Below are 13,120 nucleotides of genomic sequence, written 5' to 3'. Positions count from 1 at the left end.
CTTTATGTTAAAGGATGATTCTCTAAGAAAGAATCATGCTCTTTCCTCATACAATTTATAGAAAAGTTCTTTATAGATTGGGAGCGCTTCCAGAAAAGGGCGGAGTGAGAGGATGGAACGAACATATTTAATAAAACCAGCTCTTGATGAGGAATATCCGATTGTCAGCTATGGGAAGGGGGTCTATTTATACGACCTTGATGGAAAACAGTATCTAGATGCTTCCTCAGGAGCAGTTACCGCCAATATTGGCCACGGTGTTGAAGAAATTATTGAGGCAATGAAAGAGCAATCTGAAAAAATATCATTTGTCTATCGGTCGCAATTTTCAAGTGAACCCGCAGAAAAGCTTGCTGAAAAAATCGCCCTCTCTACACCTGGTGATTTAAATTGGAGTTTTTTTGTAAATAGTGGATCCGAGGCGACAGAGACGGCCATGAAGGTTGCCATTCAGTATTGGCAAGAAAAAGGTTTTCCTCTAAAATCAAAAATTCTTTCAAGATGGGTTAGCTATCATGGTATAACACTAGGAGCTTTATCTATGTCCGGTCATCCTGGCCGAAGATCAAGGTTTGTTCCGTTGCTTGCTGATTTTCCAAATGTTTCTCCCCCGTATTGTTATCGTTGTCCATTTAACCAAACACCAGAAAGCTGTAAATATGAATGTGCTCAGGAATTAGACACAGCATTAAGCAGAATCGGCCCTGAATCTGTTGCCGCATTTATTGCCGAACCAATCGTTGGGGCTGCAGGTGGGTGTATTACTCCTCCTAAGGGTTACTATAAAAAGGTTAAAGAAATTTGTGAAACCCATAATGTCTTGTTTATTGCGGATGAAGTTATGACTGGGTTTGGTCGTACGGGAACGATGCTTGCAAGTGAGCATTGGGGTATCATTCCTGATATAGTTTGCCTTGGAAAAGGAATGGGGGCAGGATATGCTCCGATTGCAGCCACCGTTGTTAGTGAAAAAGTAATGGAACCAATAATGTCTGGCTCTAAACAGATTATGAGTGGGCATACATTAAGTGCCAATCCGCAATCAGCAGCAGTTGCACTTGCTGTAATGGAATATCTAGAGAATAATAACCTTTTTGCTGACGTCGATTCTAAAGGCATTTATTTAAAAAATCTTATTGAAAAACTAAGAGTTCAGTACCCGTTCATTGGTGATATACGAGGAAAAGGCTTGTTACTCGGGCTGGAATTCGTAGAGGATAGGGAAACGAAACAATCCTTTTCGAAGGAATTCAATGTAACGAGTAGACTCGTGAAAATTGCCCAAAGCTTAGGTCTCTTAGTTTATCCGGCATCGGCAGGATTGGACGGAACAAGTGGCGATGCCATTATCATTGCACCACCGCTCACGATTACGAAGCGAGAAATCGAGGAACTTGTTAGATTATTAGAGTCATCGATGGTGCAATTAAAACAAGAATTAGTAAAGCAAGGGGTAAAAATGGATGATTGAACAATCGAATCCTTTTCAAAAAATTAGTTCTCTTGAGCAGGCTCTTAAGCATTTAAAAGATGGATTAACAATTATGTTTGGAGGGTTTGGTGGTGTAGGATCTCCACCAGGTTTAATTGATGGAATGATAACAAACAACCTTAAAAACCTTACATTAATAGGAAATGACACCGGGTTTCCACATATCGGAATTGGTAAGGTGGTTAGTCAAGGGAGAGCTAAAAAGGTGATTGCCTCCCATATCGGTTCCAACCCAGTGGCTGGAAAGCTTATGAATGAAGGATTACTTGAGGTGGAATTTTCACCTCAAGGAACTTTGGTAGAGCGAATCCGAGCTGGTGGAATGGGCCTTGGTGCCATTTTAACGGATATTGGGATTGATAATGAAATGGTCGCTTACGGGAAGAAGCAAATGCAATTAAACGGTAAGGACTATTTAGTAGAGCCTGCCCTCACCGCTGATGTATCCATCATCTATGCTAAGAAGGCCGACCCCTACGGAAATCTAGTCTACGATAAAAGCGCAAGGAATACGAATCCACTTGTTGCAATGGCAGGGAGGTTTACCATTGCAGAGGTGGAAGAAATCGTTCCGCTCGGAAGTTTAAATCCGGAGGAAATTATCACTCCGGGTGTTTTTGTTGACATGGTCATCCCTTCAAATGGAGTGAACTGGAAATGGGTCTGGGAATAGACTCGCACGCAGGGGGGATAAAAAATGATTTTAGATGAAAGGAACAAAATGGCGAGACGAGCGGCGGAGGAAATAGCGGATGGTATGGTCGTCAACCTAGGGATTGGAATACCATCGCTAGTTCCAAACCACCTACCCAGTAGTATGAATGTGATGTTCCAAGCCGAGAACGGTATTCTTGGCATGGGAGCTTCCCCTCTTTCAGGTAAGGAGGATGAAAATCTATGTAATGCAGGAGGGTATCCTGTCACGATTGTCCCTGGTGCCTCCTATTTTGATAGTACGACTGCATTTGGGATGATTCGGCGAGGTAGGGTAGATGTATCAATTCTTGGTTCTCTGCAAGTAAGTAGGCAAGGGGACTTAGCAAACTGGATTATCCCTGGGAAAAAAATTCCCGGCATGGGCGGAGCGATGGAACTTGCCTCTAAGGCAAAGAAGCTGGTGGTACTAATGAAACACACAGATAAAGCAGGGAAATCTAAAATCGTCAAAGAGTGCACCTTACCTCTAACCTCAAAAGGCTGCGTAGATCTTATTATCACCGATTTGGCTGTTTTCCAGGTAGTCAATAAGGAGCTGTTCTTAATTGAACATTATAGTTCAACAACAGTCGAACTGATTAGGGAGAAGACAGATTGTAATTTTCTCATAGGAAATAACTTAAAGACAATAGCTTACTAGATTGAGACTAGAAAGGGGCAAATTGTGTGGAGGAGGCGCAAAGAAAAGTAAGAGCTTATATTCAGGGTAATCAAAGCGACGCAGCGAAATTCCTGCAGCGAGTTGTACAGGAAGGAAGTGTAAGAGGAAAAGAAAGTAGTGCTCAGGCGGTTATTATTGAAAAATGCCGAGAACTTGGAATGAACATGGACATTTGGGAACTAGGGGGTGAGGAGCTAACTAATCATCCTGCTTTCTGTTCGGACCGGAACAATTTTGTTGGAAATCCAAATGCAGTTGGAGTTTTGCCCGGGACTGGTGGAGGAAGGTCGCTGATTTTAAACGGCCATATTGATGTCGTCCCAGTCGGGGATATCGATTCATGGGAATATGAGCCCTTTAGCGGGAAGATTGAGAATGGTCGATTGTATGGTCGTGGTTCAACTGATATGAAAGGCGGAACAGTTTCGCTGCTTCTTGCACTGGAAGCTATTATTAAAAGTGGAGTCACTTTAAAGGGAGATGTAATTTTCCAAAGTGTCATTGAGGAAGAGAGCGGGGGAGCTGGTACCTTATCTACCGTTCTGCGGGGTTACAAGGCCGATGGGGCAATTATACCAGAACCGACGAATTTGAAATTCTTCCCGAAGCAGCAAGGTTCAATGTGGTTTAGAATAAAAATAAGAGGAAAGCAGGCCCACGGCGGAACAAGATATGAAGGAGTTAGTGCGATCGAGAAGGCGGAATTGATTTTAAAAGAAATAAGAGAATTGGAAATTAAAAGAAATAGTAGGATTACCGATCCGCTATTTTCCGAAATTCCTATCCCTATTCCAATTAATGTAGGAAAAATTAGTAGCGGCGATTGGCCCTCCTCTGTACCGGATATTGCTTTGATTGAAGGGAGAATGGGGGTGGCTCCAGACGAATCAATGGAGAATGCAAAACAGGAAATGGAGCAGGCCATTGAAAAAGTTGCGTCACTAGATCCATGGTTAAAGGAGAATCAGCCTGTTGTTGAATGGTTTGGAGCAAGATGGTTACCTGGGGATATCGAGGTTGAACATGATTTAGTTACGGTGCTAACTGAAAGCTTTACTGAAATCAAACGTGCCCGTCCGGTGATTGAGGCTTCTCCGTGGGCCACGGATGGCGGGATTTTAAATAAAATTGGCGGTGTACCTGTGGTCGTTTTTGGTCCTGGAGTAACGAAGATGGCTCATGATGCCAATGAATATATTGAACTTAATGATGTATATGAGGTGGCAGAAATCATTGCAGTTGCGATCATGAAGTGGTGCGGCACTGAAAACGATGGTACGTGAAGATGTCCCTGCCATAGAGTAATGGAGCCTGGCAGTTAATTGCCGATTTTTTTTGAAAGGAGGGGGAAGATGCAAAAGGCAAAAACAGTCGAAAAGAAGGGTGTTAATTATCGAGTCACCTTCTATCTCGATCCGTTTAATAAGCGAGTCAGGGTCGATGATTATATAGGAAATTTAAATCAACTTCTAATTGAAAGTGAAAGGATGGCCAAAGAACATAAAGCGGAAAAACTGATATTTAAAGCAAGAAAAGAACACTTTTTAACTCTTGTTGAACATGGGTTTCGGTTCGAGGGCATGATTTGTGGTTATTTTCTAGGGTCCGATTGTTTGTTTTTCTCTAAGTTTTATAATCATGAGCGGATGAGGAGTCAGGAATGGGGTAAGGAAGATGAATTGCTATATGGTGTTACCTCTCTTGATAGACATGCGAAATTGGGAACAATTCCTGGTGAGTATACACTTAAAAAGTTGACAGAGAATGATGCAGAGGGGTTAGCTAAACTTTATCAGCAAATCTTTAAAATCTATCCAACTCCTTTAAACAAACCGGAATATATAAAAGAAACAATGAAGGAAGGGACCATTTACTTTGGATTTGAGCATCACGGTGAAATCATTAGCGCAGCGTCCGCAGAAGTAAATGATTTTTATAAAAATGCGGAATTAACGGATTGTGCAACTTTGAAAGCCCATCGTAAATATGGACTGATGAAGTTCCTACTTTTAAGATTAGAGGAAGAGTTAAAGTCAAACGGTATCTATTGCGTGTATTCCATCGCAAGGTCGTTATCCTTTGGAATGAATGCGGCATTGCACCAATTGGGCTATGACTATCGTGGAAGGCTTATGAATAATTGTTATATTTATGATAAGCTCGAAGATATGAATCTTTGGGTAAAGGACATGTCGAAATGAAATGGACTTGTAAAATAGTAAATGGGACTCTCCTTAATGGGTAATGGCCAGGGAGAAGTGAGGAGGCTTTACTTTAAAGCTTCCTCTTGTTTGTTTACAGAATAGTGCCAGACACCTTGGTTATTGTCTTTTGTAATTCTCCCCTGTGCTTCCAAATAATCTAAATGACTAACAATTTCCGATATCACAAGAGGAAATTGTTCGTAATAAGTATTTTTATAATATGTTTCCGCAAGTTGATGGGCGGTGCTAATCCCACTTTGTATCAACTGGAGGAAACGGTCCGCTTTCGCTTCAATTCGCTCGATTCGTTTTTCAATGAGTTTACTTGACTCTTCAATCATTGACCCGTGACCGGGGAAAACGATTTCCGGATCCAAAGAATAACAAGTCTCTAAAGAATTCCGTTGTTGGATGAGGGTGTAAAGTCTCTTCCCGGTATCATCAGGTTCGACAAATGCATTGCTCGAGATATGCTCAAGTAGTAAGTCTCCAGGGAATAACCACTGTCTATCTTCGTCCCATAAGGCAATTTGGTCTGGGGCATGGCCAGGAATTTCTATAATATGAAAATGAAGTAACTTGGAACCGGTAATTTCATTAATGTCTGTTTGTAGTGCTTGATGTTTATTTTTTATAACCGCTTTCTTTAAATAGTTCACCTGCTTATCCCCTAACTCTCCGCAACCCATCTCCTGATACAATTGCTCGTAAAATTTGACTCTCTTTTCCATATAGTTTGAATCTCTTTTTAAGCGGGGGATGGAAAGTGGAGACGCATAAACAGGAACCGGATGCTGTGCAACAATTTTATTTACTAAGCCAACATGGTCATAATGATGATGAGTAAGGATGATTTCTGTTAAATCCTCTAATTTTAATTGGTTGTCTTGTAAAGTTTGAAGTAAAGCGTCCCAGCATTCTTGGCTGTCGATGCCGGCATCAATTAGGGAAAGCGATTTTTTCGTTTTGACTAAAAAGAAGTTAATTGTTTTCAAGCCATACTCTGCTGGTACGATAATCGGGAATACCTGGCAGCCTTCTTTACTAAATACGTTCATGGGTTCACCTCTAATATACCTTAATGAATTTTGAAAATTCTTAATTTATATTTATCATACATGATGGACAAAGTTTGACCAAGTTTTTAGCTTTGAAAACTTTTTTCCTAGACAAATTAGGGAGTGCCGAAAAGTCAGCATATAAGTGACAGTTTTTCAGCTTTCTCTCATATGCATAGAGTAGGTAGGTGAAAACGATGAATACAATTCCCCATATTACAGAGGAATTTCTAGGAGCCATCCTAGGAAGTATTGATGAGGCAATCCATGCGGTTAATACAGACGGAATCACGATTTATTACAATGAAGTAGCCGCACGTCACGATGGATTGGAGAAGACGGAAGTTTTAGGTAAGCCTCTACTAAGTGTGTTTCCATCCTTAAATGAAAGAACGAGTACCCTTATAAACGTGCTTAAGACAGGAAAGCCCCTTTATAATAAAACGCAAACCTTTGTAAATCTCCATGGAAGAAAGATTGAAACTGTCAATACAACATTGCCAATCGTGGTCAACGGGGAGGTTCTTGGTGCAGTTGAAATCGCTAAGGACTATACAAAATTAAAGGAATTGGCCGAAAAGCTGGTGGATATTCAAAAAAGCTTACAAAACAAACCCACTAAGCTCAAAGACCAAAAGGCAAATTATCACTTTGGTGACCTTCTCACAAAAGATGTAAACTTTATTCAAACAAAGAAAAAAGCTGAAAAGCTTGCGAAAACAAATTCACCCATTCTTATTTTCGGTGAAAGTGGAACGGGCAAAGAGTTATTTGTTCATGCGATTCATTATGCTTCGAGACGAAGTAAGGGACCGTTTGTCGCCGAAAATTGTGCAGCTATTCCAGAGAGCCTACTAGAAAGTATCCTTTTTGGAACGACAAAAGGGAGTTATACAGGTGCAGTTGATCGCCCTGGGCTATTTGAACTTGCAGATGGTGGTACACTATTTCTCGATGAACTACATGCGATGCCGATTGATTTGCAGGCAAAACTTTTAAGAGTGCTAGAAGATGGGGCTGTTAGAAGGGTAGGCAGTACGAATGTATTAAAAGTGGATGTTCGTGTGATTTCAGCAATGAATATTCACCCCATGCTAGCTGTACAAGAGAAAAAGTTGCGCGAAGATTTGTATTATCGGTTAAATGTGCTAACGTTTGAATTGATTCCCTTAAGAAAACGACAAGGTGATATCCTGCTTCTGACGGAGAAATTCATTGAAAGTTATAAAAAACAACTAGGGAAAGAAATTATTGGGATGGACCGTGAGACGGTAAATATCTTATTGGCCCATTCCTGGCCTGGAAATGTGCGCGAACTGAAGCATACCATTGAATATATGATGAATGTATGTGAAAAAGAAATGCTAACAACAGCTGACCTGCCAGCGATTTTAATAAAATCCACTCAAGGGCAAGAACCTGAACTTAACGGACTGAATTTAAAGGAAAGATTGAACCAATATGAAAAGAAGTTAATCAAACTTGCTATGGAGGAAAGTGGCGGTAATATTCAAAAGGCCGCTCTTATACTGGGGATTCCACGGCAAACTTTACAATATAAACTGAAAAAGTAGAAAAGCTTGCCGTAATAGTTAGGCAAGTTTTTTTATTTATTTATTTATTTATTGTTCTCTTTTAAGGTGTTGGCACGGAAGTTGCATATCTAAATAAGGAAAGGACTGATAAGGAGGATATTTATGAAATCATTTATATATAAACCTTCCCGACACTGGAAGGATATTGATTTATGGAAGAATGTTACGGAAGAACAATGGAATGACTGGCTTTGGCAGCTAACGAACACGATTAGGACAATAGACGATTTACAGAAGGTTATTAACCTGACCCCTGAAGAGGAAGAGGGGGTACGAATTTCTACGAAAACCATCCCACTCAATATTACACCCTATTATGCCTCGTTGATGGACCCGGATGATTCCCGTTGCCCAGTTCGAATGCAATCAGTACCAATCGGCAAAGAGATCTATAAAACGAAGTATGATCTGGAGGATCCTCTCCATGAAGATGAAGATTCGCCTGTACCTGGTTTAACCCACCGATATCCAGATAGGGTGTTATTCTTAGTAACCAATCAGTGTTCAATGTATTGCCGCTATTGTACGAGAAGAAGATTCTCAGGGCAAATTGGCATGGGGGTTCCAAAAAAACAACTTGATGCTGCAATTGATTATATCCGTAACACAGAAGAGGTAAGGGATGTCCTGATTTCAGGCGGGGATGGATTGTTGATCAATGACAATATTCTTGAATATATATTGAAGAATTTAAGAGAGATTGATCATGTGGAAATCATCCGGATTGGAACGAGAGCCCCAGTTGTCTTTCCGCAAAGGATTACCGAAAATCTCTGCAATATTTTAAAGAAGTATCATCCGGTTTGGGTAAACACGCATTTTAACACATCTATTGAAATTACCGAAGAATCAAAGAAAGCCTGTGAAATGCTCGCCAATGCGGGGGTACCTGTCGGGAATCAAGCAGTGATCCTAGCCGGAATCAACGACAGCGTTCCAATCATGAAGAAGCTGATGCATGACCTCGTTAAGATACGTGTACGTCCTTACTATATCTATCAATGCGATCTTTCTGAAGGAATCGGTCATTTTCGGGCTCCGGTTTCAAAAGGACTAGAGATTATTGAAGGGTTGCGGGGACATACAAGCGGGTATGCTGTCCCGACCTTTGTTGTCGATGCGCCTGGTGGTGGAGGGAAAATTGCACTCCAACCAAATTATTTGATTTCTCAAAGTCCAGATAAGGTTGTTTTGAGGAATTTTGAAGGAGTAATTACTTCCTATCCGGAACCGGAAAATTATGTTCCTGGACGTGCGGAGGATTATTTTAAAAAGGTCTATCCTGACTATGAGAAGAAAAAATCGAACGTTGGGATAGCTGCGGTTATGAACGATAGCAAATTCAATTTGATTCCTGATGACTTGCAGCGTCTTGATCGCCGGCAAAAATATGAAACTGACCCTTCTCACGCTTCATTGAAAAATAAGCGTGAAAAACGTGATCAACTGAAGGAAAAGAAATATCAAGCGGAGCAAAAGAAAAGTGCTGTTCAGAAAAACAATCCTACGGAAGTTGAGAAATCAAATGAGTAAGAGAGTAGAATTAGATGTGCATTGTGAATGGTGTAGCAGCTCAGCCAAGCAAGGAGAGAGTACGGTTTATTGGGAACTACCTGATGGAACAAGGGCCATCGAGATAACAGATGTGCCCTCTGTAATATGTTCAACTTGTGGGATGGTGTATGCAGGAGATGATGTGACAAAGGAGATTGAGGATCAGTTATTGCTCGTTGATACGAATAAAATTAATAAAACAATTAAGTATGTTGATTTACTGGAATTACCACGGCTTCTGAAGCGAAATTACTTTGATTTTTCAACCTATAATAACTAATATGTTCAAGTTCTTCCTAATAGATTGAACCACATCATTAAGACAAAACGGCAGGTCGAAAGGCTAGTCGTTTTGTTTTATATAGCTGGACAAGCAACTAAGTGAAAAGAAAATGATGAACTTCAAATATTTTTAACTGTTATTTAATTTAGCAGGGAACCTCTCTTTTTATATCTGAAAAATCAGAAATTAGTATAATATATCACAGCTTAAACTGTAATTATTAGTTAAAATCGTACGCAAAGGATTTTTTACTCATTTTAAGCGTAATTGGTGTAATTGATTTTAAGGTTCTAATAATTTGTGAAGTGTTTATAAGGGGGAGATAACTTTGGGAAACAATAACTTACCAATTGTATATTCATGTTCCGGCTGTTCCTCGGCTGCACAGGCTGCCAACATGATTGCTATTAAGATGGATCGGGAAAATATTGCGGAAATGTCCTGTATAGCGGGTGTAGGTGGGGATGTAAAACCTTTAGTGAGGACAGCAAAGTCTGGTCGTGAAATTATTGCTATTGATGGTTGTCCCCTGTCATGTTGCAAAAGTTGTTTAGCTAGGCATGATGTGCAACCAGAGCATCATTTTGTTTTATCGGATTTTAACATACCTAAAGTGAATGGAAAAGATCCTGATTCAGAGAAGTGTAGGGCTGCTTATGAGCGAGTGTTAGAGCTAGTAGATAAAAAAGGATAAGGCGAAAAAGAGTTTTAATCTATTTTTTCATTGAATTATAAGTCTGAAAATTATAAACTGTTTATAAATTATGAAATAAGAAGAGAGTAGGTAGGGCATGAAACGAATTGATATGATCGAGTATGATCAGGCCGAACCAGCGGTAAAAGCGTCCTTTGATTATATAAGAGAGGCTTCCGGCGGACATGTAATGAATGTTTTCAAGGTACTAGGTAATCAGCCGAATGTACTAGAAGGAATATCAACTCTTCTATTTGGTGTTTACCGATCGGGTGAAGTGGATATTGAATTAACGGAACTCGCCTATCTCTACACGTCTACTTTGTACAAGTGTCATTATTGAGTACCGACCCATATTATGCTCGGTCGGGGCATTGGACTTTCTAAAGACAAAGTGGAACATCTTCGTTCTTGGCGGGAAAGTAAGGTTTATACCGATGTGGAGCGGTTGGTTCTTGAGTACACGGAGCAGTTGGCTACAGATGTGCGGATTGACGACGAAATGTATGCTCGATTACAAGAGCATTTTACTCAGAGGCAAATACTTGTACTTTGTACAACTGTGGGTGTTGCTGGTATGATTAACCGAATTCATGGGACTTTTAAAACAGAGTTAGAAGAATTCACAACTTCTAGGCCCAAAGTACAAGAAAGCATAGGAAAATTATTGGAGAAATAGACTGTAAATGTTCGACTCACTAGTAATAGGGTTTACGGTGTGGTAAATATGTTTAAACTACAAAACTGTTTTAAAAAAACCTCTTCAACTGTATGAAGAGGTTTTTAAGATTTTATAGTTATTAGGCAAAACAGATTAAAAGCTTATAGGGATAAGTTTTTTGTATCTTGATTAATAGGTAGAGAAATGACTTTTCCACCGATTTGAACATGGATGGTATCCTTGAATATAGCCTTAACAATTCCTTTAAGAGAAATAGTCGAATCGACAGATAGGTTATCTTTCTTTTGGTTTTCTGCTTTCATCTGTTTATCACCTTCCATAGGGTATTTGTTAAAACTGCTTAAAAACGAAAAGCTATCGGATGTAGCTTGGTTTGCAATTAAGTCTTCTTCAAGTTAGGAAAACATGAAGTGTAGTTCAAGTATTCCATATGCATTTATGAATGTCAACGAAAACACTTTTAGAATATTGGATTTATTGATTACCAATAAGAATTAGGGAAGACTAGGTGGATTTGAACTTTGTTGATCGTTTTCTCAGGCTTTGTATGTTTAAAAGCACCTTTACTCATAATATGATAAGTGTTGTGAAAATCATGCTAAATGAGGGTTAAATGAATGATAAAGTACATCATGATGATAGCATCGCTAATTTTAGCCTTATCTTTTAGTGCGATCGTTGTGGCAGATCCAATATCGATTGGCACAAATTCAGCGAATGATAATTCAGAAGTGAAAATCATTAAAACAAAACAAGTGAGTAACCAAAATGTACAATTACAAACGGATATTACCTATAAGAAAATTGGCGACCGAGATTTGAAAATGCATTTGTTACTTCCTAAGAATAATAATAGAACCTTGCCGGTCATTATCTTTATTAAAGGAAGTAGCTGGGGGAAGTATAAACCTCAGGACACTTTAGGGTTTATTCCACAATTAGTTCGCTTTGCTAAAAAGGGGTATATCGTAGCAAGTATCGAGCATCGTACTAGTCATGAAGCTAAGTTTCCTGCCCAAATTCATGATGTAAAGGCAGCTGTCAGATATTTAAAAGAAAAGTCAGATGATTATCATATCAATCCCAATAGGATAGGTGTATGGGGGACATCTTCAGGCGGTCATCTTGCTGCATTGTTAGGGACATCCTGTACTGCTCCTGAACTAGAGGGGCTACCAAATACATCAAAACAATCTAGTTGTGTACAAGCTGTTGTTGACTGGTATGGCCCAACTGATTTCCTTCGTATGAGGAAAGAGGGCTATAATGCAGAAGTTGCTCATTCAGCAGAATCAATCCTAATTGGTGGCCCAATCCTTCAAAATAAGGAAAAAGTGAAGACAGCAAACCCGATTACCTATATTACAAAAAATGCGCCACCTTTTTTAATTATGCATGGGGATAAAGATAAGAGGGTTCCTTTTAATCAAAGTGAATTATTATATGAAGCGTTAAAAAAGAATGGTGTAGATGTCACACTTTATAAAGTGAAAGGTGGCGGGCATGGAAGTGGATTTGGACACCCTGAAATTTTCAAAACCGTTCAGGAATTCTTTGATCGTCATTTATGAGCGAACGCCAACAATGTAGATCATACTTCGAATGATTAAATTAATCCATATGGTCACTAGAAAAAAAACAATAGGAGTGATTCGAATGAATAACAAGAAAAACTACTTAGATGAAAAGAACGATTTTAATGGACCTGAAAGGGATAAGCGGAATTATCCAAAACGTCCGCAACATGTCCCTATCACAGATAAGCAATCACCTGATACAAGGAAATAGATAGACCGTAAAAGAAGCTGTCACGTTGCAGCTTCTTTTACAATCCAATTGTATTAAATTACCATTGAATTGTAAATAGTAGTTATGATACATTATCTAAGCTGTTTCGGCAGCACCTTATCTACAATTATTAATGGAAAAATATTTTAGAATAATTGACACATTGGGTTTTCTATTATAGATTATAAACTCTTCGTTGAAATAACGAGTATTAAACATCGTTTTAATTTGTAATTAAAATAAATAGTAATTTAAGATTGAAAAAATGTTGCAATGACAAAATCAATGTGGTAAGATAAATCTTGTCGCTTTAAGAGTGACAGGTCAGAAATTGTTCTTTGAAAACTAAACAAACAAGCGTCAACAAACAATATTTATCATGTTTCTTCTAT

Annotated in this window: 15 protein-coding genes; 13 read left to right on the top strand and 2 right to left on the bottom strand. The window is 39.2% G+C overall.

Going from position 1 to position 13,120, the window contains the following annotated elements:
• Window positions 1-112: 112 nt before the first annotated feature.
• From BMX30_RS09630 to ablB, 5 genes are all read left to right on the top strand, one after another.
• Window positions 113-1,471, top strand: coding sequence for an aspartate aminotransferase family protein (locus tag BMX30_RS09630; RefSeq protein WP_090744318.1), 1,359 nt, complete (start codon window positions 113-115; stop codon window positions 1,469-1,471).
• On the top strand, window positions 1,464-2,165 hold the full coding sequence (locus BMX30_RS09625; RefSeq protein ID WP_090744316.1) for a CoA transferase subunit A: 702 nt from the start codon (window positions 1,464-1,466) through the stop codon (window positions 2,163-2,165). Before BMX30_RS09630 ends, BMX30_RS09625 begins: the two co-directional genes overlap by 8 nt.
• Before the next feature lie 24 nt (window positions 2,166-2,189).
• On the top strand, window positions 2,190-2,849 hold the full coding sequence (locus BMX30_RS09620) for a 3-oxoacid CoA-transferase subunit B (protein ID WP_090744313.1): 660 nt from the start codon (window positions 2,190-2,192) through the stop codon (window positions 2,847-2,849).
• Window positions 2,850-2,875: 26 nt separating this feature from the next.
• On the top strand, window positions 2,876-4,153 hold the full coding sequence (locus BMX30_RS09615; RefSeq protein ID WP_090744310.1) for a peptidase: 1,278 nt from the start codon (window positions 2,876-2,878) through the stop codon (window positions 4,151-4,153).
• A 69-nt stretch (window positions 4,154-4,222) separates the two neighbouring features.
• Complete coding sequence (gene ablB, locus BMX30_RS09610) at window positions 4,223-5,071, top strand: putative beta-lysine N-acetyltransferase (RefSeq protein ID WP_090744308.1); 849 nt, start codon at window positions 4,223-4,225, stop codon at window positions 5,069-5,071.
• Between the two features lie 68 nt (window positions 5,072-5,139).
• Here ablB and BMX30_RS09605 read toward each other — a convergent pair whose 3' ends face one another.
• Window positions 5,140-6,132 carry an MBL fold metallo-hydrolase gene (locus BMX30_RS09605; RefSeq protein WP_090744306.1) on the bottom strand — a complete coding sequence of 331 codons (993 nt, stop codon included), beginning with the start codon at window positions 6,130-6,132 and terminating at the stop codon, window positions 5,140-5,142.
• Window positions 6,133-6,329: 197 nt separating this feature from the next.
• Between BMX30_RS09605 and BMX30_RS09600 the strand changes: the two genes are divergently transcribed.
• The 6 genes from BMX30_RS09600 (at window position 6,330) to BMX30_RS09575 (ending at window position 10,937) form a co-directional block, all read left to right on the top strand.
• Window positions 6,330-7,706 carry a sigma-54 interaction domain-containing protein gene (locus BMX30_RS09600; protein WP_090744304.1) on the top strand — a complete coding sequence of 459 codons (1,377 nt, stop codon included), beginning with the start codon at window positions 6,330-6,332 and terminating at the stop codon, window positions 7,704-7,706.
• Between the two features lie 123 nt (window positions 7,707-7,829).
• Window positions 7,830-9,260, top strand: coding sequence for a lysine 2,3-aminomutase (gene kamA / locus BMX30_RS09595; RefSeq protein WP_090744301.1), 1,431 nt, complete (start codon window positions 7,830-7,832; stop codon window positions 9,258-9,260).
• Window positions 9,253-9,561 (top strand): YokU family protein, encoded by a 309-nt coding sequence (locus tag BMX30_RS09590; protein WP_090744298.1) that lies wholly within the window; start codon window positions 9,253-9,255, stop codon window positions 9,559-9,561. Before kamA ends, BMX30_RS09590 begins: the two co-directional genes overlap by 8 nt.
• Window positions 9,562-9,892: 331 nt before the next feature.
• Window positions 9,893-10,258, top strand: coding sequence for a putative zinc-binding protein (locus tag BMX30_RS09585; RefSeq protein WP_090744295.1), 366 nt, complete (start codon window positions 9,893-9,895; stop codon window positions 10,256-10,258).
• A 97-nt stretch (window positions 10,259-10,355) separates the two neighbouring features.
• Entirely contained in the window at window positions 10,356-10,601 is a 246-nt protein-coding gene (locus BMX30_RS09580; RefSeq protein WP_090744292.1) for a hypothetical protein, read from the top strand.
• 15 nt (window positions 10,602-10,616) lie between these two features.
• Window positions 10,617-10,937 carry a carboxymuconolactone decarboxylase family protein gene (locus BMX30_RS09575; protein WP_090744289.1) on the top strand — a complete coding sequence of 107 codons (321 nt, stop codon included), beginning with the start codon at window positions 10,617-10,619 and terminating at the stop codon, window positions 10,935-10,937.
• 143 nt (window positions 10,938-11,080) lie between these two features.
• Here the strand turns inward: BMX30_RS09575 and BMX30_RS23510 are convergent, their stop codons facing one another.
• The gene (locus BMX30_RS23510; protein ID WP_170843839.1) at window positions 11,081-11,242 is read right to left on the bottom strand and encodes a hypothetical protein; all 162 of its coding nucleotides are present in this window, start codon (window positions 11,240-11,242) and stop codon (window positions 11,081-11,083) included.
• 315 nt (window positions 11,243-11,557) lie between these two features.
• On the opposite strand from BMX30_RS23510, the gene BMX30_RS09570 reads away from it, so the two are divergent.
• Window positions 11,558-12,511 (top strand): alpha/beta hydrolase, encoded by a 954-nt coding sequence (locus BMX30_RS09570; RefSeq protein WP_090744286.1) that lies wholly within the window; start codon window positions 11,558-11,560, stop codon window positions 12,509-12,511.
• Window positions 12,512-12,596: 85 nt separating this feature from the next.
• Complete coding sequence (locus BMX30_RS24070; protein WP_280139953.1) at window positions 12,597-12,728, top strand: hypothetical protein; 132 nt, start codon at window positions 12,597-12,599, stop codon at window positions 12,726-12,728.
• Window positions 12,729-13,120: the final 392 nt, after the last annotated feature.

The sequence above is a fragment of the Mesobacillus persicus genome, assembly GCF_900109925.1.
GTDB lineage: Bacteria > Bacillota > Bacilli > Bacillales > Cytobacillaceae > Mesobacillus_B > Mesobacillus_B persicus.
The sequence above is the reverse complement of the archived record's forward strand: the minus strand, read 5'-3'. Positions and strand labels throughout refer to the sequence as shown.

Bases quoted from the DNA above. Each gene is read 5' to 3' on its own strand.
- BMX30_RS23510 (WP_170843839.1), bottom strand. From the start codon at position 11,242: ATGAAAGCAGAAAACCAAAAGAAAGATAACCTATCTGTCGATTCGACT.
- BMX30_RS09590 (WP_090744298.1), top strand. From the start codon at position 9,253: ATGAGTAAGAGAGTAGAATTAGATGTGCATTGTGAATGGTGTAGCAGC.
- BMX30_RS09570 (WP_090744286.1), top strand. From the start codon at position 11,558: ATGATAAAGTACATCATGATGATAGCATCGCTAATTTTAGCCTTATCT.
- BMX30_RS24070 (WP_280139953.1), top strand. From the start codon at position 12,597: ATGAATAACAAGAAAAACTACTTAGATGAAAAGAACGATTTTAATGGA.
- BMX30_RS09625 (WP_090744316.1), top strand. From the start codon at position 1,464: ATGATTGAACAATCGAATCCTTTTCAAAAAATTAGTTCTCTTGAGCAG.
- BMX30_RS09630 (WP_090744318.1), top strand. From the start codon at position 113: ATGGAACGAACATATTTAATAAAACCAGCTCTTGATGAGGAATATCCG.
- BMX30_RS09600 (WP_090744304.1), top strand. From the start codon at position 6,330: ATGAATACAATTCCCCATATTACAGAGGAATTTCTAGGAGCCATCCTA.
- BMX30_RS09580 (WP_090744292.1), top strand. From the start codon at position 10,356: ATGAAACGAATTGATATGATCGAGTATGATCAGGCCGAACCAGCGGTA.
- BMX30_RS09605 (WP_090744306.1), bottom strand. From the start codon at position 6,132: ATGAACGTATTTAGTAAAGAAGGCTGCCAGGTATTCCCGATTATCGTA.
- BMX30_RS09620 (WP_090744313.1), top strand. From the start codon at position 2,190: ATGATTTTAGATGAAAGGAACAAAATGGCGAGACGAGCGGCGGAGGAA.
- BMX30_RS09575 (WP_090744289.1), top strand. From the start codon at position 10,617: ATGCTCGGTCGGGGCATTGGACTTTCTAAAGACAAAGTGGAACATCTT.
- kamA (WP_090744301.1), top strand. From the start codon at position 7,830: ATGAAATCATTTATATATAAACCTTCCCGACACTGGAAGGATATTGAT.
- ablB (WP_090744308.1), top strand. From the start codon at position 4,223: ATGCAAAAGGCAAAAACAGTCGAAAAGAAGGGTGTTAATTATCGAGTC.